A 22,044-nucleotide genomic window follows, 5' to 3' on the forward strand; every position below is an offset into this window, starting at 1 on the left:
CGCTCAATGCAGCCCGCCGTGCCCGACCCTCCCCCCATGAACGGGAAGCTCGTCCTCACCCCGGCACTCTCCGACGCGCCCATCGGGGTCCCCGCGCGGAAGAATGGGGCCATGAGCCAGCCCAGCACGCAAGGTGTCCAGCACGCCCAGCCCTCCGTGGGCTCCATCGCCGCGCACCGCCCGCACACGCTGTCGGCGGCGGTGTCCGACCTCGACCCCGACATCGACGCCGATCTCGACGCGTACGACGAGGACGGCCAGGTGGGACACGACGGCCAGGAGCTGCCGCAGGGCCGTTTCCTGGACCGGGAGCGCAGCTGGCTCGCCTTCAACGAGCGCGTCCTCGAGCTCGCCGAGGACCCGAACACCCCGCTCCTCGAACGGGCCAACTTCCTGGCGATCTTCGCCTCGAACCTGGACGAGTTCTTCATGGTCCGGGTGGCAGGGCTGAAGCGGCGCATCGCGACCGGCGTCGCCACCCGTTCGGCCTCGGGCCTGCAGCCCCGCGAGGTCCTCGAGCTGATCTGGAACCGCTCCCGCGAACTCATGGCCCGGCACGCCGCCTGCTACCAGGAGGACGTCGCCCCCGGCCTCGCCGACGAGGGCATCCACCTGGTCCGCTGGAACGAGCTGACCGAGAAGGAGCAGTCCCGCCTCTTCACGCTCTTCCGGCAGCAGATCTTCCCCGTCCTGACCCCTCTCGCCGTCGACCCGGCGCACCCCTTCCCGTACATCTCGGGGCTCTCGCTCAACCTCGCCGTGGTCGTGCGCAACCCGGTGTCGGGACACACCCACTTTGCACGAGTGAAGGTACCGCCGCTCCTCTCCCGCTTCCTTGAGGCCTCCCCCCAGCGGTACGTCCCCATCGAGGACGTCATCGCCGCTCCCGCGCACCTCGCGGAGCTGTTCCCGGGCATGGAGATCCAGGAGCACCACATGTTCCGGCTCACCCGGAACGAGGACCTGGAGGTGGAGGAGGACGACGCCGAGAACCTTCTCCAGGCCCTGGAGAAGGAGCTCATGCGGCGCCGTTTCGGGCCGCCCGTCCGCCTGGAGGTCGAGGAGTCCATCGACCGGAACGTCCTCGACCTGCTCGTGCGCGAGCTCAAGATCAGCGAGGCCGAGGTCTACCCGCTGCCGGGCCCGCTCGACCTGACCGGGCTCTTCGGCATCGCGTCCCTGGACCGGCCCGAGCTGAAGTACCCGAAGTTCATCGCGGGCACGCACCGCGACCTCGCCGAGGTGGAATCCGCGTCCGCGCCGGACATCTTCGCCGCCCTTCGCGAACGTGACGTACTGCTCCACCACCCGTACGACTCGTTCTCGACGTCCGTACAGGCCTTCCTGGAGCAGGCGGCCGCCGACCCGGACGTCCTCGCGATCAAGCAGACGCTGTACCGCACCTCGGGCGACTCCCCCATAGTCGACGCTTTGATCGACGCCGCCGAGTCGGGCAAGCAGGTGCTCGTCCTGGTCGAGATCAAGGCACGCTTCGACGAGCAGGCCAACATCAAGTGGGCGCGGAAGCTGGAGGAAGCGGGCTGCCACGTCGTCTACGGCCTGGTCGGCCTGAAGACGCACTGCAAGCTGTCGCTCGTCGTCCGCCAGGAGGGCGAGACCCTGGTCCGCTACTCGCACGTGGGCACCGGCAACTACCACCCCAAGACGGCCCGGCTCTACGAGGACCTGGGGCTGCTCACCGCCAAGCAGGAGGTGGGCGCCGACCTGTCCGACCTCTTCAACAGGCTCTCGGGGTACTCGCGCCGCGAGACCTATCGCCGCCTTCTTGTCGCCCCCAAGTCCCTGCGCGACGGGCTCATTTCACGCATCGACAAGGAAATCCAGCACCACCGGGCGGGCCGCCCCGCCTACGTGCGCATCAAGGTCAACTCGATGGTCGACGAGGCCGTCGTGGACTCCCTCTACCGCGCCTCGCAGGCCGGGGTGCCGGTGGACGTGTGGGTACGCGGCATCTGCGCGGTGCGACCGGGTGTGGCCGGGCTCTCGGAGACGATCCGGGTCCGTTCCGTGCTCGGCCGCTTCCTGGAGCACTCCCGGGTCTTCGCCTTCGGCAACGCGGGCGAACCCGAGGTGTGGATCGGCAGCGCCGACATGATGCACCGCAACCTCGACCGCCGTATCGAGGCGCTGGTCAGGGTCACCGACCCGGCCCACCGGGCGGCGCTGAGCCGGCTCCTGGAGACCGGCATGTCGGACACCACCGCCTCCTGGCACCTGGGCGCGGACGGCAACTGGACCCGGCACGCACTGGATCCGGAGGGCCAGCCCCTGCGGAACGTACAGGAGATGCTCATAGACGCCCGGAGGCGCCGGCGTGGCACAGCTAAACCATGAGACGACGACAGGCGACGTCCTGTCGGCCTATCTGCAGGGCCAGGCCACGGAGTTCCTGCGCTCGCTGCGGCTGCACCGCGAGTCCTCGACGGACGCGCAGGGGGCGGAGGAGTCCCTGGAGGCCGCCCGCGCCCTGCGCCGCGCCGCCCGCCGCATCGGCGGCACCCTGCACACCTTCCGCCCGCTCCTCGACCAGGAGTGGGCGGCGGGAATGCGCCCCGAACTGGCCTGGCTGTCCGGCACGCTGGCGAGGGAGCACGCCTTCGCGGCCCGCCTGGAGCGGCTCCTCGACGCCTTGTACCGCCTCTCGGGTACGCCGGGGGTGCCGACGCCCACCGACCACACGGCCGGCACCGCCAAACGCTCCGCGCGGCAGAACGGCTGGGCGCGGCCCGCACCACAGGGCGCCGATGAACAGGGCGGGGCTCCGAGGGGCCTGACGGTAGGCGCAGCCAAGGCCGCGGCCCTGCTGGAACGGCAGCTCACCCTGGCGCGGACCAGGGCCCACTCCGCAGCCCTCCAGGCCTTCGGCTCCTCCCGCTTCCACGCGGTGGCGGACAACGTCGCCGTACTGGCCAGCGATGTCCCCCTCAGGAGCAGCACCCCGGAGGACCTGAAGCCACTTGCGGCGCAGGCCGGGGAGAACCTCGCCGAAGCCGTCGCCGCGCTCCCCCTGGGCCAGGCGGGCCACCCGTACAACGCGGAAGCGCTGACGCACGGCCTCGCGGCGAGCGAGGCCCCCGAGGCCCAGGACGCCCCCTGGCTGAAGACCCGCGCCCTCCTCCGCCTGCACAGGTACGCCCAGGAGGTCCTCGCCGGCAGCCCCGGCGGGGACCCGCGCCTCACGGACGCGGGGCGGGCGCTCGACCGCCACCGCGAGGCCGCGGAGGCCGCGTCGGCGGCGGCGACGGCCGCCCGCACCCCCCGCATCGCCCCCGCCACGGCGTACGCCCTCGGCGTCCTGCACGCCGACCAGCGCCACGAGGTGGAAGCGGCCCGCTTCGCGTTCCACCAGGCCTGGCTCCGGGAAACAGAGGCGGTGAGCACGCGGTGACGCGACCCGAGGGCGAGACCGTGCGCGCCGCGGGCTGCGTCTTGTGGCGCCACTCCCCGTTCGACGGCCGCCTGGAGATATGCCTGGTCCACCGGCCGAAGTACGACGACTGGTCGCACCCGAAGGGGAAGCTGAAGCGAGCCGAGACCCCCCTGGCCGGCGCCCTGCGCGAGGTCGAGGAGGAGACCGGCCACCGCTGCGATCCCGGCGCCCGGCTGCCCACGGTCCGCTATCTGGCCCAGGGGCGCCCCAAGGAGGTCAGCTACTGGGCGGCGGAGGCGAGGGAGGGCCACTTCTCGCCCAACGACGAGGTCGACCGCATCCTGTGGCTCTCGCCGACCGCGGCCCGCAACCGCCTCACGCAGCCCCGTGACCAGCAGCTCGTCGACGCTCTGCTCGGCATCCTCAACGTAGTGTGACCTATCCGCTACGTTGCGTGGCACCCCGCCTAACCAGGCCGCCCTCCGAGGTTCACCCGCCGTTCACTCGTGCCCATCGGCCGCTTCACCTGCCCTGCCTAATTTCAGCCTTACAACACAACGTACGACCGCAGGACAGAACGACCGCAGCACCGGAACGACGAATGACCTCGCACGCCGCCAGCACAGGGCCGGCGGCTCCCGGAAGGAAGACCCGAAAGTGAAGCTTCAGCGCAAGAACCGGCTCCGCGCCCTCTCCCTCGGCGCCATCGCCGTCTCCGGCGCCCTGGCCCTCACGGCGTGCGGCTCCGACGACACGAGCGGCGGCAGCGGTGGCACCGGCAAGGAGACCAACGCCAACGCCAACATCAAGTGTGACGACGCCAAGGGTCAGCTCGCGGCCTCCGGTTCGTCCGCGCAGAAGAACGCGATCGACGCCTGGCGCAAGGTCTACTCGACCGCCTGCAAGGACGTTCAGCTGAACTACAACCCGACGGGCTCCGGCGCCGGCATCACGGCGTTCATGCAGGGCCAGACCGCCTTCGCGGGCTCCGACTCGGCGCTGAAGCCCGAGGAGATCGCGGCGTCGAAGAAGGTCTGCAAGAACAGCCAGGCCATCGACCTGCCGATGGTCGGCGGCCCGATCGCCGTCGGCTACAACGTGCCCGGCGTGGACAACCTCGTCCTGGACGCCGAGACCCTCGCCAAGATCTTCGACGACAAGATCAAGACCTGGGACGACAAGGCGATCAAGAAGCTGAACCCGGACGCCAAGCTCCCCGGCACCAAGATCCAGGCGTTCCACCGCTCCGACGAGTCCGGCACCACGGACAACTTCACCAAGTACCTCAAGGGCGCGGCCCCGTCCGCCTGGTCGTACGAGCCCGGCAAGTCCTGGGAGGCCAAGGGCGGCCAGTCCGCCAACGGCTCCTCCGGTGTCGCGGGCCAGGTCAAGCAGACCCCCGGTGCCATCTCTTACTTCGAGCTCTCCTACGCCTCCGACGGCATCAGCACGGTCGACCTGCAGACCGACGCCAAGGAGCCGGTGAAGGCCACCGTCGACAACGCCTCCAAGGCCATCTCCGAGGCCAAGGTCGTCGGCAAGGGCAACGACCTCGCCCTCGAGCTGAACTACAAGCCCACCGCCGAGGGCGCGTACCCGATCACCCTGGTGACGTACGAGGTCCTGTGCGAGAAGGGCAACAAGGCCGAGACCCTCGCCGCGACCAAGTCCTTCCTGACCTACATCGCCAGCGAGGACGGCCAGAACGTCCTCAAGGAGAACGACTACGCGCCGATCCCGGCCGAGATCATCTCCAAGGTCCGCACGACCGTCGCGGGCCTGAGCTAGTCGAACCGAGTGCGGCCGGCCCCGCTTGTCAGGGCCGGCCGCACCGTCCGGTGCACCGCCGCCAGGAGCAACTCCCGCTGAGGAAGCGGTGATCGGCTCCGCAGACCGGAGAATCTTATGGATATACCAAGCAGTACGACCGCACCTCCACCCCTCAACGACGTGAAGCCCTCGGGCATCACCCCCAAGAGCCCCCGCCGCGGCGCGACCCGCCCCGGCGACCGGATCTTCCTCGGCCTCTCCCGCGGTTCCGGCATCGCGCTCCTCGCGATCATGGCCGCCATCGCGGCCTTCCTGACCTACCGTGCGGCCCTCGCGCTCGCGGACAACACCGGCAACTTCCTCACCACCTTCGAGTGGGACCCGGCCGGTGCCACCACCGGCGGCAAGCCGTTCTTCGGCATCGCGGTCCTGGTCTTCGGCACCGTGGTGAGCTCGGTGATCGCCCTGGTGATCGCCGTCCCCGTGGCCATCGGGATCGCGCTGTTCATCTCGCACTACGCGCCGCGCAAGCTGGCGACCCCCATCGCCTTCGTGATCGACCTGCTGGCCGCCGTGCCGTCGATCGTCTACGGGCTCTGGGGCGCCCTCGTGGTCGCGCCCAATCTGACCGGCCTCTACAGCTGGCTCGACGACTACTTCGGCTGGACCGGGATCTTCGAGTACCAGGGCGGCGCCCCGCGCTCCCTGATGACGGTCGGCATCCTCCTCGCGATCATGATCCTGCCGATCATCACGAACGTGAGCCGCGAGGTCTTCCTGCAGGTCCCGAAGATGCACGAGGAGGCCGCGCTCGCGCTCGGCGCCACGCGCTGGGAGACCATCCGCATGTCGGTGCTCCCCTTCGCACGCTCGGGCGTGATCTCCGCCTCGATGCTGGGCCTGGGCCGCGCGCTCGGCGAGACCATCGCCGTCGCCACCGTGCTCTCCCCGACCTTCCTCATCAGCGCGTCCGTGCTCGACCCCGGCGGCGGCACCTTCGCGCAGAACATCGCCAGCAAGTTCAACGAGGCGACCGAGTACGGCCGTGACGCGCTCATCGCGTCCGGCCTGGTCCTCTTCGTCATCACGCTGCTGGTCAACGGCGCGGCCCGCATGATCATCGCGCGCCGCAAGGAGTACTCGGGGGCCAACGCATGAGCGCCACCATCACCAAGCCCGCGAGCCTGCAGGGCGCCCGCCTGCCGCGCTGGACGCCGGCCGTCGTCGCGCTCGGCTCCGTCGCCGTCGCCGTCGGCATCGGCGTGGGGGCCGGCCTGGACAGCCGCATCCAGTGGGGCCTGATCGCGGCCATCCTCTTCATCGGCGTCTCGTACGTCGCCGCGGTCACCGTCGAGGGTGGCCGCCAGGCCAAGGACCGCCTCGCCACCTCGCTGGTGTGGGTCATGTTCCTGCTTGCCGTGGTCCCGCTGGCCTCGCTGATCTACGAGACCGTGGAGCGCGGCTCGACCGTCTTCAACGGCTACTTCCTCACCCACTCCATGGGCGTGGTCGCGGACGACGAGCCCGGCGGCGGCATCTACCACGCGATCATCGGAACCCTGGAGCAGGTGCTCCTGGCCTCCGCCATCGCCGTGCCGATCGGCCTGCTCACCGCGATCTACCTCGTCGAGTACGGGCGCGGGAAGCTCTCCAAGGTCGTCACGTTCTTCGTGGACGTCATGACCGGTATCCCGTCGATCGTCGCGGGCCTGTTCGTCCTCAGCTTCTGGATCCTGATCCTGGGCTTCGACTTCTCCGGCTGGGCCGGCGCCATGGCGCTCGCCATCCTGATGATGCCGGTGATCGTGCGCTCCACGGAGGAGATGCTCAAGCTCGTCCCGAACGAGCTGCGGGAGGCGTCACTCGCCCTCGGCATCCCGAAGTGGCGGACCATCCTCAAGGTGGTCCTGCCCACCGCGATCGGCGGCATCACCACGGGCGTCATGCTCGCGGTCGCCCGTATCGCGGGCGAGACCGCGCCGGTGCTGCTCCTGGTCTGGGTGAACCCCATGATCAACACGAACCCGTTCGAGGGCTCGCAGGCCTCCCTGCCGCTGTACATCTACCAGCAGTACGGGGCCGGCAACCAGGCAGGTTACGACCGCGCCTGGGCGGCGGCGCTCGCCCTCATCGGCTTCATCATGATCCTCAACCTGGCGGCCCGCGGCGTAGCCCGCTGGAAGGCCCCCAAGACGGGCCGCTGACGCGGCCACATCAGCGACCCTCTCGTAAAATCCCCCTAAGGCAGTGATCCCCATGGCCAAGCGAATCGACGTATCGGGCCTGACCGCTTACTACAGTGCCCACAAGGCCATCGAGGACATCTCGATGACCGTGGAGCCCCGCTCCGTGACGGCCTTCATCGGCCCCTCCGGCTGCGGCAAGTCCACCTTCCTGCGCACCCTCAACCGCATGCACGAGGTCACCACCGGTGGCCGCGTCGAGGGCAAGGTGCTCCTGGACGACGAGGACCTCTACGGTCCCGGTGTCGACCCGGTCGCCGTGCGCCGCACCATCGGCATGGTGTTCCAGCGCCCCAACCCGTTCCCGACGATGTCGATCTTCGACAACGTGGCGGCGGGCCTGCGGCTCAACGGCTCGTACAAGAAGAGCGAGCTGAACGCCATCGTCGAGAAGTCCCTCAAGGGCGCCAACCTCTGGAACGAGGTCAAGGACCGCCTCAACAAGCCCGGCTCCGGTCTCTCCGGCGGTCAGCAGCAGCGTCTGTGCATCGCGCGCGCCATCGCGGTGGAGCCCCAGGTGCTCCTGATGGACGAGCCCTGCTCGGCCCTGGACCCGATCTCCACGCTCGCGATCGAGGACCTGATCGGCGAGCTGAAGGAGCGCTTCACGATCGTCATCGTGACGCACAACATGCAGCAGGCGGCGCGCGTCTCGGACCGCACGGCCTTCTTCAACCTCGCGGCGGTCGGCCAGCCCGGCAAGCTCATCGAGATCGACGAGACGGAGCGGATCTTCTCCAACCCGTCCGTGCAGGCGACCGAGGACTACATCTCGGGCCGCTTCGGATAATTCCGGCAGAGCACAGACTCCCCGCGGTGCTGCATGGCGGTGCCACCGCAGGGGCAACAAGAAAGGCCCGCCTCCTGGCTCCCGGGAGGCGGGCCTTTCCTATGTTCGGGCCGTGCCCCGAAGGGGCGCGGGGAACTGCGCGACCAGCCACAAACTGCTCGCAGCCGAAGAATTACAAGAACGCCAGGTTCACGAGCCAGAAACTGACGGCAGCGACGATCGCAGCCGCGGGCATCGTGATGAACCACCCCAGGATGATGTTCTTGGCGACACCCCAGCGCACGGCGTTCACACGCTTCGTGGCCCCCACACCCATGATCGCGGAAGTGATCACGTGCGTGGTGGAGATCGGCGCGTGGAACATGAAAGCGGTGGTGAACATGATGCCCGCGCCGGTGGTCTCCGCGGCGAATCCCTGCGGCGGGTCCAGCTCGATGATCTTGCGTCCGAGCGTACGCATGATGCGCCAGCCACCCGCGTACGTACCGGCGGAGAGCATCAGCGCACAGGCGATCTTGACCCAGATCGGAATGGGCGCGTCGGCGTCCTGGACATCGGAGATGACCAGGGCCATCACGACGATGCCCATGGTCTTCTGCGCGTCCTGGAGGCCGTGTCCGAGTGCCATGCCGGCCGCCGAGACCGTCTGCGCGATACGGAATCCGCGCTTGGCCTTGTGCGGGTTGGACTTCCGGAACATCCACATGATCGCGCACATCACCAGATAACCGGCGACGAGACCGACAAGGGGCGAGATGAACATCGGAATGACGACCTTGTCGAGCACTCCGGACCAGATCACCCCGATACCACCGGCAAGCGCGGCTCCGACCATTCCACCGAAAAGCGCGTGGGAGGAGGAGGAAGGAAGCCCGAAATACCAGGTGATGAGGTTCCATACGATGGCGCCCACCAGGGCGGCAAAGAGGATCCACATTCCCTTGTTGCCTTCGGGCGTCTCGATCAGGCCCTTGCTCACCGTCTTGGCGACACCGCTGCCCATGAAGGCGCCGGCGAGGTTCATGACGGCGGCCATCGCGAGTGCCGCGCGAGGCGTCAGCGCACGCGTGGAGACGGAAGTGGCAATGGCATTCGCAGAGTCGTGAAAGCCATTTGTATACGTAAATCCGAGCGCGACGCCGATGGTCACGACCAAAGCGAAGGTGTCCATGGAGAGGCCTCAGGACTCCTTGACCGCGATGGTCTCCACCGTGTTCGCGACGTGCTCGAACGCGTCGGCCGCCTCTTCGAGCACGTCGACGATCTGCTTGAGTTTCAGCACCTCCATGGCGTCGTACTTGCCGTTGAAGAGCTGAGCGAGAAGCTTGCGGTGGATCTGGTCGGCCTGGTTCTCCAGACGGTTGACCTCGATCCAGAACTCGGTGAGGTTGTCCATTGTCCGCAGATTCGGCATGGCCTCGGCCGTGAGCTCGGCGGCTCGCGACAGGACCTCGATCTGCTGCTCGACTCCCTTGGGGAGTTCCTCGACCTGGTAAAGGACGACCAGGTCGACGGCCTCCTCCATGAAGTCCATGATGTCGTCGAGGGACGAGGCCAGGTTGTAGATGTCCTCGCGGTCGAAAGGCGTGATGAAGGAGGAGTTCAGCTGGTGGAAGATCGCGTGGGTAGCGTCATCTCCAGCGTGCTCCGCGGCCCGCATACGCTCTGCGATCTCGGCTCGGGCGGAGGCGTCAGCCCCGAGCAGTTCCATCAGGAGCTTCGAGCCCGTGACAATGTTGTCCGCGGATGCGGCGAACATGTCGTAGAAGCTCGTCTCCCTGGGGGTCAGACGAAAGCGCACGTGGGGTCCTCGGGGTGCTTTGGATTCGGTCAGGCTGATGCTAGGCGCATCATCCGGCCACGGCTAACCGGCCAGACCCCAGTGTCGCCCATCAGGCACAGTGATCAGCACGCCCCCCGAGCAATCGAGTATCCTATACCCACTAGGGGTATAGGAAGCCAGGCGAGCCAGTGGCTTTTCCTATCACTGCCCAGCAGAGTGACTGTCCAAGCAGGAGGACGCGATGACGACCACCGATGCGGCCGGTGTGGCCATGAACACCGAAGCGCCCTCCGAGCCCGGCCACGACCAGGGTGTCCACGGCTACCACAAGCAGAAGGACGAGCACCTCAAGCGGCTGCGGCGCATCGAAGGCCAGATCCGGGGCCTGCAGCGGATGGTCGAGGAAGACACCTACTGCATCGACATACTCACGCAGGTCTCGGCCGGCACGAAGGCCCTGCAGTCCTTCGCCCTCCAGCTCCTCGAGGAGCACCTGCGGCACTGCGTGGCGGACGCGGCGGTCAAGGGCGGCGACGAGATCGACGCGAAGGTCGAGGAGGCCACCAAGGCCATCGCCCGCATGATGCGCACCTGATCCTCCGCGGGCCGCGCACGGCGGGCCGTCGGGCGACGGACGGGGGCGAAGGGACGCGGCAGGGGCTGGGCCGCGCTCCGCACCCCGGGGAAACCGGGGGCCCGGGTCTAGTCCCGGTTATTGCCCAGCCGCTCCACGTCGGTGTAGACGTTCAGGACCTCGTCGATGCGGTCGGCGCTCAAGGGCTCCGCGGCGGCGGACGCCGCGATGATGAGTTCGCCGCACAGCTCGATCTCGGCAAGGGCAACGTGGTCCTGAACTGTCGTACCGCGCACCAGAGCCACGTTCATCACCTCTTCCTGACCTTGCTTCCTGCCGGTACCGACTTCCTAGAGTAGGGAGCGGCCTACACACCGCGCATGGCACGGACGGACCATTTCCACACCCCCGGGCGCGACTAGCCGTGCACCCTACTTCTCGGCGATCTTCCCCGCGAAGATGTCCTCGCTCGCCGGAAGCCGCACGTCCACCCGCACCCCGAAGTCGAACAGCAACGTGGTCGAAGCCACCTCCGCGTTCGCGACGCTGAAGTGCTGCCGCAGCTTGCGCAGCCGCCCCTGCTCGTCGAGGTACGCGTCGAACGGCACCGCGCCCTTGCTGAACCCTTTCGCCGCCGCGCCCAGGGCCCGCCGCTGCCCCTCGGACGCGGACTTCGCGGCGTCCGGCAGGTCAGCGGTCCCGCGGTAGTGGCGGACCCGCACGCCCGCCACCGCCGTCTCCCCGACGTACGACGCCTTGCGCACGCCCCGCAGCAGCTCCGCCGCGGCGAGGGGATCGGTGGCGCCGCCCGTGACCAGGTTGCCGTCCGAGAGCGACGCCGTGTCGATGCGCACCCACTTGTCGGCGGGCACCCCGGCCCCCCGGTTCTTCATGTAGAGCGCGCCGCTCGCCATCAGCTCGGTGATGGGACGGTGCTCCTCGTCCCCGGCGGGGTCCTTCGGAAGGACCACCACGAACCGCCCCACCTGCCGCCTGAAGTCGTACGAGCCCTGCCCACGGATGGTCACGCGGGTCCCGCCGCTGGCCATCTCCATGGACGTACGCGCCTTGGAACTGCCCGCGCGGACAAGGGCGTCGGCGGAGTCCCGCACGGCGTCCACGGCGTCCTGGGGGCTGCGTCCGTCGTCGGCCGCGGCTCCGCCGCCCGCACAGCCCGTGGCGACGGCCATGAGACCCACCGCCGCGGCCGTGACGGCCGCTCCGCCTGTGCGCCTTTGCTGCTGACCCATCGCCCGACTACCCCCAAGCCTTCCCGCGAGGTTCTGTAGCCCCCTGTCGTTCCGTGTAACGACCGGTACGTTGACCCGTCACGCGGAAGAGCGTTAACCCGGCGTGGGTACCGTGGGTCCGTGGCAGAGGAGCAACAGGACGAACCCCACCGCACGACGACGGTCGAACAGGGCCGCTTCTGCGCGGCCAGGTGCAGTTGCGGCTGGCGCGGCCCGGCCCGCAGAGCGCGCAGCAAGGCCAGGACGGACGCGGAGTCCCACTCCTCCCACGAGTAGACCGCCGTGGACCGCCGCCCCTCGCGCAACTCCCCTTTCCGCCCGACGGAACCCATGGGTCCCGCACGCCGTCTCGTACTCCGGGAAGCAACGGGAGGGGCGACATGGAACGGCGTACGTTCATCGGCACCACGGCGGCGGCCGCAACGGCCTTCGCGGCGGCGGGCTGTTCCGGCTCCGGCTCGGACGGCGGCACTGGCGGCGGCACGACCTCCCGCAGCGCGGGCGGCCCCCGTTCCGGCACTCCCCTCCGTACGTCGAGCGCGGCGGCGTCGGCGGCGGCGAACCTCACCGCCCTCGCCAAGGACCTGGACGGCACCCTGGTCAAGCCGGGCGAGGCACAGTGGGCGGCGGCCCGGCAGCTCTACAACACGCGCTACGACAGCCTGAAGCCGACGGCGGTGGCGTACGTGGCGGGCCCGGACGACATCCGCACGACGCTGGCCTACGCCCGCGCCCACGACGTCCCGGTCTCCATACGCAACGGCGGCCATTCCTACGGGGGTTGGTCGTCCGGCACGGGACGCCTCGTCGTCGACGTGTCGAAGCTGAACGGAACACGCGCCAGTGGTGCGACGGCCACGGTCGGCGCGGGCGCGAAGCTGATCGACGTCTACCGCGCCCTCGCCGCGAAGGGCGTGACCATCCCGGCGGGCTCCTGTCCGACCGTCGGCGTCTCGGGCCTGACCCTCGGCGGCGGCCACGGCGTGGTCTCACGGGCGTACGGCCTGACCTGCGACAGCCTGACGTCGGCGACGCTGATCACCGCTGACGGCAAGCAACTGACCGCGTCCAAGAGCGAGAACAAGGACCTGTTCTGGGCGCTGCGCGGCGCGGGCAACGGAAACTTCGGCGTGGTGACGGAGCTCCGGTTCCGCACGCACGCGGCCCCGCAGGGCGTCTCGGCGTACATGAGCTGGCCCTGGTCGAAGGCGGCAGCGGTCATCAAGGCGTGGCAGGAGTGGGGTCCCGACCAGCCGGACGAGATCTGGTCGTCGGCGCACCTGGCGAACACGCCGGGCGGGACGCCCACGGTGTCGGTGGCGTGCTTCTCCCTGGGTACGTACGGCGAACTGCAGAACGCGGTGGACCGCCTGGCCGACAAGATCGGCGCCCCGGCCCGCAGCGTCTCGCTGAAGCGGCGCTCGTACGAGGAGTCGATGGAGGTGTACGCGGGCTGCTCGTCCTTCGCGTCGGACGCCCAGTGCCATCTGCCCGGCGCGACGCCGGGGCGCAGCGCGCAGGGGGCCTTGAACCGCGAGACGTACGCGGCGAGTTCGGACTTCTTCGACCGCTCGCTGTCGGCGGCCGGAATCCGCACGCTCCTCACCCAGGTGGAGAACGTGACGGGCGCGAGCGCCGGCAGCATCGCCCTCACCGCCCTGGGCGGTGCGATCAACCGGGTCGACCCGACGGCCACGGCCTTCGTGCACCGCCGCTCCCGGATGCTGGCGCAGTACATCGCGGCGTGGCGCCCCGGCACGTCCGGCAAGCCGGCCCAGGCATGGCTGAAAACGGCTCATGGGGCGATGGGCCGGTACGCGTCCGGAGCGGCGTACCAGAACTACGCGGACCCGACCCTGAAGAACTGGCGTGCGGCCTACTACGGTCCGGCGGCCCCCCGCCTGAAGAAGCTGAAGCAGCAGTACGACCCGAAGCGCTTCTTCGACTTCGCGCAGGCCCTCTGATCTTCGCGCAGGCCCTCTGATCCTCCCGGCGGCGCCCTGAACCCTCCGTTACCCCGGACGGCGTCCCCCGCAACCCGAACGGCCCTGTCCGACACGCCCTCGGGTGGCCCACTCCCCGGCTCCCGGCTGCCCTGGGGGTATGAACCCGCGAATAGGCACAGCCGCAGCGTCCACCGCCGCCCTACTGGCCCTGACGGCCCCCGTGGCCCACGCGGCCGACGCAGGCACGCACCCCCAGGCGGGCCCCCTGGCCGCCATCTCCGCAGGAGTGACCGTGGCGGCGGCCGGCACCGGCTGGTGGCTCCTGAAGCGCCGCCGCGAGGACGAGAAGCCGACCGTTACGCCGCAAGATCCCGCTCGTCCGGCCCCGGAGCCGCCCGCCGGGGAAGCTCGGCCACAGCCTCGTCCCGCGGCTGCGCCCACACCAGCCAAGCGCCCCGCCCCGTCCGCCCGACGGCCTTGACCACAGGCGTGAGCAGAGCCATGGCCAGCGGCGAGAGCAGCAGCACGACAGCCGTTCCGAGCGCGAATCCGCCGATGACGTCCGTCGGATAGTGCACGCCCATAAAGACCCGGCAGAAACCCTCGGACAAGGCGAGGGCGATGCCGACGAGACCGAACTTCCGGTTGGCCACGAAAAGCCCGACGCCAAGAGCCATCGCGAGCGTCGCGTGATCGCTCACGAAGGAGAAGTCGGTCTTTCCGTGCACAAGGAGCTCAAGGCCGTCATGGTCCTTGAAAGGGCGACGGCGCTCGACGAATCCCCGGATCGGCACATTTACCAGGACGGCGATCGCGGCCGCCAAGGGCGCCCAGACAACAGCGGCGACGGAGGAAGCGGCATCATCGAGCGCCCCGCGCTTTCGCTGACCCCACCAGCACCAGAGGACCAGCAGAACAAGCGCGAACAGCAGTCCGTACTCGCCGACGAATGCGATCGACTTCGCCAGCCAGGCCGGCGAATCCTCGGCAAGGCCGTTGATGTCGTAGAGCAGGCTGACGTCGGGGTTCGACCCTGTTGTGTCGAGTCCAGCCATGGTGCTGCGGCCCCTTGTCTTCTCGCCTCGGACGCACCTTGCCGTGCGTCCTTCCGTCAACCCCCGTGGCTACAGTCAAGGGAACGCGTGGCCCCCTTCACTACGTTCCACTCTCCACCGAATGATCACGCAGACGTTACCGAAGAGAGACTCATCACCGCAGCTCAGAGAAGTGTACTGACGGAGAGTTCAAGCCACATCACGCGCCGCGAACGGCCTTCGCGCCGTCCTCGGTGACGCGGGTCGCGCCGAAGTAATCCGGTGTATCGATCGGGTCGAACCGGATCACCGCGCCGGGCCGCGGGGCATTGATCATGTAGCCCCCGCCCACATAGATCCCGACATGGCGGATGGCCCGGGAATTGGTGAGGTCGTCCGAGAAGAACACCAGGTCGCCCGGGAGCAGTTCGTCCCGTTTCGGATGGGGGCCCGCGTTGTACTGGTCGTTGGCCACGCGCGGCAGGTCGATGTCCACGCTGCGATAGGCGGCGAGAGTAAGACCGGAGCAGTCGAACCTGCCGTTCTGTTCGGCGGTTCCATTGCCGCCCCACAGATAAAGCGTGCCGAGCTTCTTCTGCGCGTAGTAGATCGCGCCTGCCGCCTGCTGCGAGGGCTGCACCCTGCCGGTGGGCCGGGCGAAGCTCTTCTCCAGGTCCGTGATGGTCTTCACGTAATTCTGGGTCTCGCGGTAAGGGGGAACGCCGCCGTACTTGATGACGGCGTACGCGCCCGCGTTGTAAGCGGCGAGCATGTTCTCCGTCGGGCTTCCCGGGGCGTCCTTCACATAACCGGCGAGTTTGCAGTCGTACGAAGCGGCGGACGGGATGGCGTCCTTCGGGTCCCAGACGTCGCGGTCGCCGTCGCCGTCACCGTCCACCCCGTGCGTGGCCCAGGTCCCCGGGATGAATTGCGCTATCCCCTGGGCGGCGGCCGGACTCTTCGCGTTCGGGTTGAACCCGCTCTCCTGGTACAGCTGCGCGGCGAGCAGGGCGGGGTTGATCGCCTTGCAGAGGTTGCCCCACTTCTGCACGAGCGGTTGATAGGTGGCGGGCACGGCGCCCTTCGCGAGCCCCACGTTCCCCTGACCGGCTCCGTTCGCGATGCTCCCCGCGGCCATGTACGTCCCCACGACGAGCAGGGCGATGAAGCTCATCGCCCCACCGATGCCGACGGCCGCGACCAGCCACGTCTTACGCACCGTCAACCACCCCTCATCGCGCGGGAGTCCGCCGCCCATCAGTCTAGATGCGGCACCTGCGCCTGCGGGGGACCACCGCCAACCTCCGCCCGGAGCAGTTTCCCGTCCCGTACGGCGCCGAGGTGGCCGGTCCGCGAGCCGGCCCTACCTCCGCCAGAACAGGTGGTGCGTGACACCACTCGGGCTGGGCACGACCTCCAGGTGGAACCGGTCGAGCAGCTCATCGGGGGAATTCCAGAGCCGGATCCCGGACCCGAGTTCCATCGGTGAGACCGCCACATGCAGGGTGTCGACGAGGTCGGCGTCGAGGAACTGCCGGACGGTGGTGACCCCGCCGCCCAGCCGGACGTCCTTGCCCGGCGCCGCTTCCCGCGCCCGCCCGAGGACCGTGGCCGGGTCGGCGTCGACGAAGTGGAACGTGGTGTCGGAGAGCGTGATCGAAGGACGCTCGTGGTGGGTCATGACGAAGACCGGGGTGTGAAAAGGGGGTTCGTCACCCCACCAGCCACACCACTCATGGTCCTGCCAGGGCCCGCGCTGGGGGCCGAACTTGTTGCGGCCCATGATTTCGGCACCGATGTTGCGGTCGAAGTCCCGCGTGAAGTAGTCGTCGAGGCCGCGGCTCCCTCCGGGCTCGGCACGCATGGGCCAGCTCGCCGTGGCACCGGCCCAGGCGAACAGCTTCTCGGGGTGGGCGTGGCCGAAGGGGCTCTCAAGGCTCTGGTGCTCACCGGCACCGATTCCGTCGCTTGAGACGTTGAAGTTCATGACTCTGAGCAGCTGGTTCATGTGTCCTCGTGGGTTCTGTCGTGTTCGCGTTCCTCGTGGGGCGAGGTGCCTCACGTCAGTGCGTCGAACGGGGCGGGGCTGGATCGACAGCGACACGGGATCTTTTTCTCGCGGGCTCGTGGGCTCATGGCCTGCCTCATGGCTTCATGGCCTCGTGGGCACGGCATCATCCCACCTCACCATTCCAGGCAAGGCACATTCATGCAGGTCAGAGCCCTGCAACCGTTCCAGCGTCCCGGATGCCCCGGCGTTCCTTGCCGCTGCCTGAGCCCTCCCCCTTAGCTGTGATCACCACAGCCGAGCACTACTCCGGGGGAACCCATGAAGCACACCCGCAAGGCCGTCGCAGCAGTCGTCGGCCTCGTCGCCGCCCTCTCGCTCACCGCGTGCAACGGCGACGACAACGCGTCGGCGGACACCAAGCCCAGCGCGTCGGCTTCGGCCTCGGGCTCGGATGCGGATACGACGGAGAAGGACAGCGGCGGCACCGGGGAGTCCTCGGGTGAAGGAAGCGGCGAGGGGTCAGCCGCGGGCACGGGCGACGACAAGAGCACCGGTGACGACGCCGGTTCCGGTGCGAGCGCTGGAACCGGCACCGGAACCGACACCAAGAAGGTCGGCATCTGCCGCACCGACGAGCTCGAGGTGAACGCCACCGACAACACCACCGACAAGACGGAAGGCATCGTCACCGTCGTCTTCAAGAACGGCGGCGGCCGCGACTGCACCATCAAGGGTTACGCCGGGGTCGACCTGACGGCGTCCACGGGTGACACGCTCTCCGTCAGCCGCAACGGTGAGGCGGCCACGGCCGGGGTCCTGAAGGACGGCGAGTCCGCCGCTTTCAACATCACGTTCCCGTACAACAACTCGGGCGGCTCCGGCGTACGCATCACCAGCCTCGTCGTGACGCCCCCGAACGAGACCAAGCACGTCACGCTCGACTGGCCCGCGGGCACGCTCCCGGTCTCCGACGGAGAGAGCGCCGTCAAGCTGGAGATCAACCCGGTCGGCAAGGTCAGCGACTCCCCGGCGGGCTGAAACCCCCGCCCGCGGCACCTGCTCAGGCGGCCCGCGGACGCACCACCTTGAAGCCGAACCCATACGTGCCGATCGCATCGCCCACCCCGATGAACAGCAGCGCGGCATGCTCCTGCCCGCGCGCGGTCCCGATGCCGCCCAGATCCAACTGGGCGGCATCGGGCCATCCGAGGTCGCCGAGCAGCTGCCGCGTCGTCACCTTGGCGGCGGCGTCGTCACCGGAGAGGAAGACCATGCCCGGCTCCTCCAGGGTCTCCGGATGCGTCATCACCACGGAGTCCATGGTGACGAGCGTCTTGACCACACGCGCCTCGGGAAACTCGGCCTGAATCTCCTCGCTGAGGCTGTAGTTGGGGTGGGAGAGCTCCATGTTCTCGGTGAACCCGACACCGACATCGACCAGCACCTTCCCGCCCAGGGCAGCCGCGCCGATCCCCTTCAGGAGCCCCACCGACTCCGTGCCGGGCGTGGCATTGACCACCACTTCCCCATGCGCGGCGGCCTCCCCGAGGCCCACGACAGCAAACCCACCCAACTCCTCGGCATCCCCCCGCACCGTCGGGGAACGCGACCCCAGCACGACATCATGTCCCGCCCCCCGCCAGCCACTGGCCAACGCACGAGCGACATTCCCGGTCCCAAGCAGTCCAATTCGCATGCGGACGACGCTAGGGAGCACCCCCCGAAATGGGATCCGCCAGAGGTCCCTGCCCCGCTGGTCCGCTGGACGTAAGCCATCGGCCCGACCCCCGGCCCCAGTCCACCCCGGACTCCGTTACCCCAGCACTTCTGGCACAACGCGCGACGCTAGCCAACGCTGAAGATCTTGGCCAAGTGGTAGTCCAGCGTGGCGCGTACGTCGTTCAGGGTGCGGCGGGCGTGCAGTACGTCCCCGCCCAGGCCGACCGCGGCCGCCACGAGGAGGTCCGCCTCGCGTTGGGCGTTCAGGCCGGGAGCCGTCTGGCCGCTCTCCTGGGCCGTGGCGATGAAGCCGGCGACGAGTTCCTCCAGAGGGTGGTCGTCGCTCAGGAAGACCGCCGCCATGGCGGGATCGGTGAGGCTGCGGGCGTAGTACGCGGAGAACACCCGCAACGCCATGGCCCGTTGGGCGTCCAGGGGCAGGAACTCGTCGAGCATCGCGCTCAGTACGCCGCGCAGGTTCGCGGGGTCGAAGTGGACGCGGGTCCTGGCCAGGCGTTCGTTCTCGCGGTGGAGCATGTTCAGGGCGGCGACGAGGAGCTGGTGCTTGCTGCCGAAGTGGTACTGGACCACCCGTAGCGACACCCCCGCCTCCGCCGCGATCTCCCGCATGCTCGCTGCCTCCAGGCCCCGCTCCGCGGCGATGCGCCACACCGCCTCGGCGATCTGGCGGCGCCTGCGCGAGCGGGCGTCGGACGTGGCCGTGGGGCGCTCGGGCGCCGGGACGGGGGGTCGCTTCCGCTGGCGGTACGCCCTCGCCTGGCAGCTGCGGGAGCAGTAGAGAGCGGGGCGGCCGCGCCTGCCCGCGGGGCTCATTCCGGCACGACAGACCGTGCAGCGGGCCTTCTTTTCATCACGCACGGCCCCACTATAGAACTTGGAATGTGTGACGTAATGCAGGTCAAAGCCCTTTAGTTGGCGGGAATTCTGAAACCCCGCTGATACGTTCGTAACGTGAAGTACGACATCTTGCAGGTCCTCGGCGCGATCCTGATGTGTTTCTCCGCGCAAGGCCTCATCCGACTGCTCATCGACCACGACCACACCGGCCTCCTCGGCGGGCTTCCCGGCGGCTTCGCGGTCCTTCTGATCGCCTACGTCGTCGCGGTCACCGCAGGCGTACTCCTCACCGGTTGGTCCCACTCGCAGGCGAAGGCCGTCGGCCGTCGTGACTGACGGTGCGACCCAGCGCTGCACTGCCTGTTGACGGGTGTCCAACTTTCGCCGATCGTTGGGGAATTGAGCGCAAATCAAGGCGCTGCGTTGTGACGGCTGGGGGGAGCCGAGCATGCAACCTGGGGACGAGCACGCCACTGGGGCGGAGCCCAACGACGCCGTACCCGGCGGTCGGGGGCCCAGCGACGCGGTCCCCGGGAGCGGGGAACGCGTCGGCCACGGCGCCGGTCCGGCGGGCGGGGAGCAGCACCCCGCACCACCGGGTGCGCCAACGCCAGGGCAGGGGAAGGGGCAGGGGCAGGACCACGCCCCGCCGAGCGCGCCACCGGCAGGGCAGGGTCAGGACCACGGCCGTGACGGCGGCCATGACCCGGGTGCGAGCCGGAGCCCCGCGCCCGCCCCAGGGCCAAGCGCTCCTCCGCCGCCCGACGCCCCCCAGGGGGGTCAGTACGGGCCGCCGCCTCCGATGGCACCGCCTCCAATGGCACCACCATCGATGACACCGCCCCCGATGGCACCGCCACCCTCACCCCAGCCCTCCCAGCCCTCCGCACCGCCGCCATTCCTCCCGCCCCAGCCCCCGCCTCCCACGACCCCGCCCGCGTACGGCCCGCCCGCAGGCGCCCCCGCGGCCCCGCCCCCGCCCCCTGCCGCCCCCGACGCCCTGCGCGCCCTCTCCGCCGCGCTCCTGAACCTCACCGGCCTCGGCCTCGGTTACGTCCTCCTGAAGCGCTGGCTCCTGGCCGCCCTCTGCTGGGCCGCGACCGCCGCGCTCCTCTTCGTGGCGCTCCCCGCCGAGGTCGACGGCGTGCCCGGCGGCGTACTCGTCGGGTTCGTGGCCTTCCTCGTCCTCGCGGCCGCCGACGGGGCCCGCCGCGCCCTCCGTACGCACCAGCACTGGCCGCTGCGCGCGCCGCTCGCCGTCGGGCTCGGGCTCGTCCTGCTGGCCGTCCCCGCGGGCGGCGTCATCGCGTACGACGCCGCGCGTGACGAGGCCGTGGAGCAGATGCTGCTCGACCGGCTCGACAAGGCCGACAAGCTCGTCACGGCCGCCGACGGCCGCACCTTCGACGCCGCCAAGGACGACTACCGCTCCGCCCTCGCCATCTACCGCGACCTGGGCGAGGACCACCCGGACTCCAAGGCCGCCGAGCGCGTCCCGGACAGCCTCGCCGCGTACTACAAGTCCGTCGCCGCCCCGTACGGCGAGCGCAAGTACTGCGACGCCCTCAAGCCCCTGAAGTACCTCCGCACCCTCCCCGGCTCCCTCGGCAAGGACCGCGTGGGCACCCTCGCCACCTGGCCCGACGACCGCCTGGCGACCTCCCTCTACGAGTGCGGCAGCCAAGGCCTCGGAACCGCCTCCACGGCGGCAGCCGGGAGCGCCGGCGGCAGTGAACTGGGCGAGCTCCTGCGCACGTTCCCCGACTCCGACCAGGCCGGCAAGGTCGAGCCCGCCATCCGCGACGCCATCGACGCCCGCTCGTCGGACCTGAAGGGCTCCGACCCCTGCACGGCCACCGAGGAACTCCGCGGCATCGGCACCACCGCCAAGGCCCTGCCCGACGGCAAGGGCGACGGCCTCTCCGACGACGCCGCGAACGCGGTGGAGTCGGGGGTCTACGCGTGCGGCGTGGACGAATTCAAGGACGGAAAGTTCAGCCAGGCGGCCAAGACCCTCAACGACTTCACGGGGACCTACAAGAGCAACGGCAAGCGCGACCGCGCCAAGGACATCGCCATCGCCGCCGAGATCGCCGCGGCCCGCCCGGCGGCGGGCGGCAGCCTGCCGCCGGCGAAGTCACCGGGCGGCGCGAGGCTCACGTACGTCATCGAGAACGGCGGCCCCGGCCCGCTCGAGGTCCTCTACACAGGCCCGACCACCGGCAGCCTCAAGCTCTCCGCGTGCGGCGACTGCAAGACGTACACCAGCAGGGCCCAGGGCAAGAAGGCCTGCCTGGCGGGCAAGGGGTACCCGCAGAAGACGCTCCGGCTGCCCCCCGGCGACTACCACTTCCTCTACAAGCGCGACGCGAGCAGCGTGGGAAGCGTCCGCAACAACACCGAGGGCAGCAAGATCCAGCCCGGCTACCGCTACACCGACTGCTCGTACGTCGTGACGGGAGGCGGCCTCGGAGACCTCGACGGGCTCGACGGCCTTGACGGGCTCGACGGACTCGACGACGTGAGCGACCTCCGGGGGCTGGATGGCCCCGACAGGCGCCCATGACCGATGATGTGAGTCTCCGTCACCGGACCCGGTCAGAATGAGACCTGGTCAGAGGGCTCGCCGGGCCGTCATTGCCCGGCGTCACTCACCGTGATACACAGAGTGACCG

Annotated in this window: 22 protein-coding genes; 13 read left to right on the forward strand and 9 right to left on the reverse strand. The window is 69.4% G+C overall.

The window, feature by feature from the left end; genetic code table 11:
* Positions 1-6: 6 nt before the first annotated feature.
* The 7 genes from ACWGIH_RS32635 to pstB all read left to right on the forward strand — a co-directional run bounded on the left by ACWGIH_RS32635 (position 7) and on the right by pstB (position 8,194).
* Positions 7-2,355: an RNA degradosome polyphosphate kinase gene (locus ACWGIH_RS32635; protein ID WP_453448835.1), complete on the forward strand. Its 2,349-nt coding sequence runs from the start codon at positions 7-9 to the stop codon at positions 2,353-2,355.
* Positions 2,336-3,409: a CHAD domain-containing protein gene (locus ACWGIH_RS32640; RefSeq protein ID WP_453448834.1), complete on the forward strand. Its 1,074-nt coding sequence runs from the start codon at positions 2,336-2,338 to the stop codon at positions 3,407-3,409. The genes ACWGIH_RS32635 and ACWGIH_RS32640 overlap by 20 nt, the downstream gene beginning before the upstream one ends.
* Positions 3,406-3,828, forward strand: coding sequence for an NUDIX hydrolase (locus ACWGIH_RS32645; protein ID WP_453448833.1), 423 nt, complete (start codon positions 3,406-3,408; stop codon positions 3,826-3,828). Before ACWGIH_RS32640 ends, ACWGIH_RS32645 begins: the two co-directional genes overlap by 4 nt.
* 220 nt (positions 3,829-4,048) lie before the next feature.
* Positions 4,049-5,179 (forward strand): phosphate ABC transporter substrate-binding protein PstS, encoded by a 1,131-nt coding sequence (gene pstS, locus ACWGIH_RS32650; protein ID WP_453448832.1) that lies wholly within the window; start codon positions 4,049-4,051, stop codon positions 5,177-5,179.
* A gap of 117 nt (positions 5,180-5,296) precedes the next feature.
* Positions 5,297-6,319: a phosphate ABC transporter permease subunit PstC gene (gene pstC, locus ACWGIH_RS32655; protein ID WP_453448831.1), complete on the forward strand. Its 1,023-nt coding sequence runs from the start codon at positions 5,297-5,299 to the stop codon at positions 6,317-6,319.
* Entirely contained in the window at positions 6,316-7,365 is a 1,050-nt protein-coding gene (pstA, locus tag ACWGIH_RS32660; RefSeq protein WP_453448830.1) for a phosphate ABC transporter permease PstA, read from the forward strand. Before pstC ends, pstA begins: the two co-directional genes overlap by 4 nt.
* Positions 7,366-7,417: 52 nt before the next feature.
* Positions 7,418-8,194: a phosphate ABC transporter ATP-binding protein PstB gene (gene pstB / locus ACWGIH_RS32665; RefSeq protein WP_249589096.1), complete on the forward strand. Its 777-nt coding sequence runs from the start codon at positions 7,418-7,420 to the stop codon at positions 8,192-8,194.
* A gap of 172 nt (positions 8,195-8,366) precedes the next feature.
* On the opposite strand, the gene ACWGIH_RS32670 is transcribed toward pstB, so the two are convergent.
* Both ACWGIH_RS32670 and ACWGIH_RS32675 read right to left on the reverse strand, forming a co-directional pair.
* Positions 8,367-9,365: an anion permease gene (locus tag ACWGIH_RS32670; protein ID WP_453448829.1), complete on the reverse strand. Its 999-nt coding sequence runs from the start codon at positions 9,363-9,365 to the stop codon at positions 8,367-8,369.
* 9 nt (positions 9,366-9,374) lie between these two features.
* Positions 9,375-9,995 (reverse strand): DUF47 domain-containing protein, encoded by a 621-nt coding sequence (locus tag ACWGIH_RS32675; RefSeq protein ID WP_453400812.1) that lies wholly within the window; start codon positions 9,993-9,995, stop codon positions 9,375-9,377.
* A gap of 223 nt (positions 9,996-10,218) precedes the next feature.
* On the opposite strand from ACWGIH_RS32675, the gene ACWGIH_RS32680 reads away from it, so the two are divergent.
* Complete coding sequence (locus ACWGIH_RS32680) at positions 10,219-10,572, forward strand: metal-sensitive transcriptional regulator (protein WP_363213188.1); 354 nt, start codon at positions 10,219-10,221, stop codon at positions 10,570-10,572.
* Positions 10,573-10,679: 107 nt separating this feature from the next.
* On the opposite strand, the gene ACWGIH_RS32685 is transcribed toward ACWGIH_RS32680, so the two are convergent.
* Both ACWGIH_RS32685 and ACWGIH_RS32690 read right to left on the reverse strand, forming a co-directional pair.
* A complete protein-coding gene (locus ACWGIH_RS32685; protein WP_453448828.1) occupies positions 10,680-10,862 on the reverse strand; it encodes a hypothetical protein in 183 nt (60 codons plus the stop codon).
* Between the two features lie 120 nt (positions 10,863-10,982).
* Entirely contained in the window at positions 10,983-11,801 is an 819-nt protein-coding gene (locus tag ACWGIH_RS32690; RefSeq protein ID WP_453448827.1) for a hypothetical protein, read from the reverse strand.
* Between the two features lie 120 nt (positions 11,802-11,921).
* On the opposite strand from ACWGIH_RS32690, the gene ACWGIH_RS32695 reads away from it, so the two are divergent.
* Both ACWGIH_RS32695 and ACWGIH_RS32700 read left to right on the forward strand, forming a co-directional pair.
* Positions 11,922-12,077, forward strand: coding sequence for a hypothetical protein (locus ACWGIH_RS32695; protein WP_363213191.1), 156 nt, complete (start codon positions 11,922-11,924; stop codon positions 12,075-12,077).
* Between the two features lie 104 nt (positions 12,078-12,181).
* Positions 12,182-13,765, forward strand: coding sequence for an FAD-binding oxidoreductase (locus tag ACWGIH_RS32700; protein WP_453448826.1), 1,584 nt, complete (start codon positions 12,182-12,184; stop codon positions 13,763-13,765).
* Between the two features lie 338 nt (positions 13,766-14,103).
* Here the strand turns inward: ACWGIH_RS32700 and ACWGIH_RS32705 are convergent, their stop codons facing one another.
* The 3 genes from ACWGIH_RS32705 to ACWGIH_RS32715 all read right to left on the reverse strand — a co-directional run bounded on the left by ACWGIH_RS32705 (position 14,104) and on the right by ACWGIH_RS32715 (position 16,789).
* The gene (locus ACWGIH_RS32705; RefSeq protein WP_453448825.1) at positions 14,104-14,802 is read right to left on the reverse strand and encodes a phosphatase PAP2 family protein; all 699 of its coding nucleotides are present in this window, start codon (positions 14,800-14,802) and stop codon (positions 14,104-14,106) included.
* A gap of 199 nt (positions 14,803-15,001) precedes the next feature.
* Positions 15,002-16,000: a C40 family peptidase gene (locus ACWGIH_RS32710; protein WP_453448824.1), complete on the reverse strand. Its 999-nt coding sequence runs from the start codon at positions 15,998-16,000 to the stop codon at positions 15,002-15,004.
* Positions 16,001-16,144: 144 nt separating this feature from the next.
* On the reverse strand, positions 16,145-16,789 hold the full coding sequence (locus ACWGIH_RS32715) for a dihydrofolate reductase family protein (RefSeq protein ID WP_453448823.1): 645 nt from the start codon (positions 16,787-16,789) through the stop codon (positions 16,145-16,147).
* A gap of 321 nt (positions 16,790-17,110) precedes the next feature.
* Between ACWGIH_RS32715 and ACWGIH_RS32720 the strand changes: the two genes are divergently transcribed.
* The gene (locus tag ACWGIH_RS32720; RefSeq protein WP_453448822.1) at positions 17,111-17,830 is read left to right on the forward strand and encodes a DUF4232 domain-containing protein; all 720 of its coding nucleotides are present in this window, start codon (positions 17,111-17,113) and stop codon (positions 17,828-17,830) included.
* Positions 17,831-17,852: 22 nt separating this feature from the next.
* On the opposite strand, the gene ACWGIH_RS32725 is transcribed toward ACWGIH_RS32720, so the two are convergent.
* Together ACWGIH_RS32725 and ACWGIH_RS32730 are read right to left on the reverse strand one after the other, a co-directional pair.
* Positions 17,853-18,488 carry an NADPH-dependent F420 reductase gene (locus ACWGIH_RS32725; protein ID WP_453448821.1) on the reverse strand — a complete coding sequence of 212 codons (636 nt, stop codon included), beginning with the start codon at positions 18,486-18,488 and terminating at the stop codon, positions 17,853-17,855.
* 149 nt (positions 18,489-18,637) lie between these two features.
* Complete coding sequence (locus tag ACWGIH_RS32730; RefSeq protein WP_453448820.1) at positions 18,638-19,390, reverse strand: TetR/AcrR family transcriptional regulator; 753 nt, start codon at positions 19,388-19,390, stop codon at positions 18,638-18,640.
* A 93-nt stretch (positions 19,391-19,483) separates the two neighbouring features.
* Between ACWGIH_RS32730 and ACWGIH_RS32735 the strand changes: the two genes are divergently transcribed.
* Entirely contained in the window at positions 19,484-19,705 is a 222-nt protein-coding gene (locus ACWGIH_RS32735) for a hypothetical protein (RefSeq protein ID WP_453448819.1), read from the forward strand.
* 511 nt (positions 19,706-20,216) lie between these two features.
* The gene (locus tag ACWGIH_RS32740) at positions 20,217-21,935 is read left to right on the forward strand and encodes a hypothetical protein (protein ID WP_453448818.1); all 1,719 of its coding nucleotides are present in this window, start codon (positions 20,217-20,219) and stop codon (positions 21,933-21,935) included.
* Positions 21,936-22,044 lie beyond the last annotated feature (109 nt).

The organism is Streptomyces sp. NPDC054872 (genome assembly GCF_053610705.1).

Coding starts and splice junctions, on each gene's coding strand:
- ACWGIH_RS32635 (WP_453448835.1), top strand. CDS start 7: ATGCAGCCCGCCGTGCCCGACCCTCCCCCCATGAACGGGAAGCTCGTC.
- pstC (WP_453448831.1), top strand. CDS start 5,297: ATGGATATACCAAGCAGTACGACCGCACCTCCACCCCTCAACGACGTG.
- pstA (WP_453448830.1), top strand. CDS start 6,316: ATGAGCGCCACCATCACCAAGCCCGCGAGCCTGCAGGGCGCCCGCCTG.
- pstB (WP_249589096.1), top strand. CDS start 7,418: ATGGCCAAGCGAATCGACGTATCGGGCCTGACCGCTTACTACAGTGCC.
- ACWGIH_RS32670 (WP_453448829.1), bottom strand. CDS start 9,365: ATGGACACCTTCGCTTTGGTCGTGACCATCGGCGTCGCGCTCGGATTT.
- ACWGIH_RS32680 (WP_363213188.1), top strand. CDS start 10,219: ATGACGACCACCGATGCGGCCGGTGTGGCCATGAACACCGAAGCGCCC.
- ACWGIH_RS32685 (WP_453448828.1), bottom strand. CDS start 10,862: ATGAACGTGGCTCTGGTGCGCGGTACGACAGTTCAGGACCACGTTGCC.
- ACWGIH_RS32690 (WP_453448827.1), bottom strand. CDS start 11,801: ATGGGTCAGCAGCAAAGGCGCACAGGCGGAGCGGCCGTCACGGCCGCG.
- ACWGIH_RS32700 (WP_453448826.1), top strand. CDS start 12,182: ATGGAACGGCGTACGTTCATCGGCACCACGGCGGCGGCCGCAACGGCC.
- ACWGIH_RS32705 (WP_453448825.1), bottom strand. CDS start 14,802: ATGGCTGGACTCGACACAACAGGGTCGAACCCCGACGTCAGCCTGCTC.
- ACWGIH_RS32715 (WP_453448823.1), bottom strand. CDS start 16,789: ATGAACCAGCTGCTCAGAGTCATGAACTTCAACGTCTCAAGCGACGGA.
- ACWGIH_RS32720 (WP_453448822.1), top strand. CDS start 17,111: ATGAAGCACACCCGCAAGGCCGTCGCAGCAGTCGTCGGCCTCGTCGCC.
- ACWGIH_RS32725 (WP_453448821.1), bottom strand. CDS start 18,488: ATGCGAATTGGACTGCTTGGGACCGGGAATGTCGCTCGTGCGTTGGCC.
- ACWGIH_RS32740 (WP_453448818.1), top strand. CDS start 20,217: ATGGCACCGCCACCCTCACCCCAGCCCTCCCAGCCCTCCGCACCGCCG.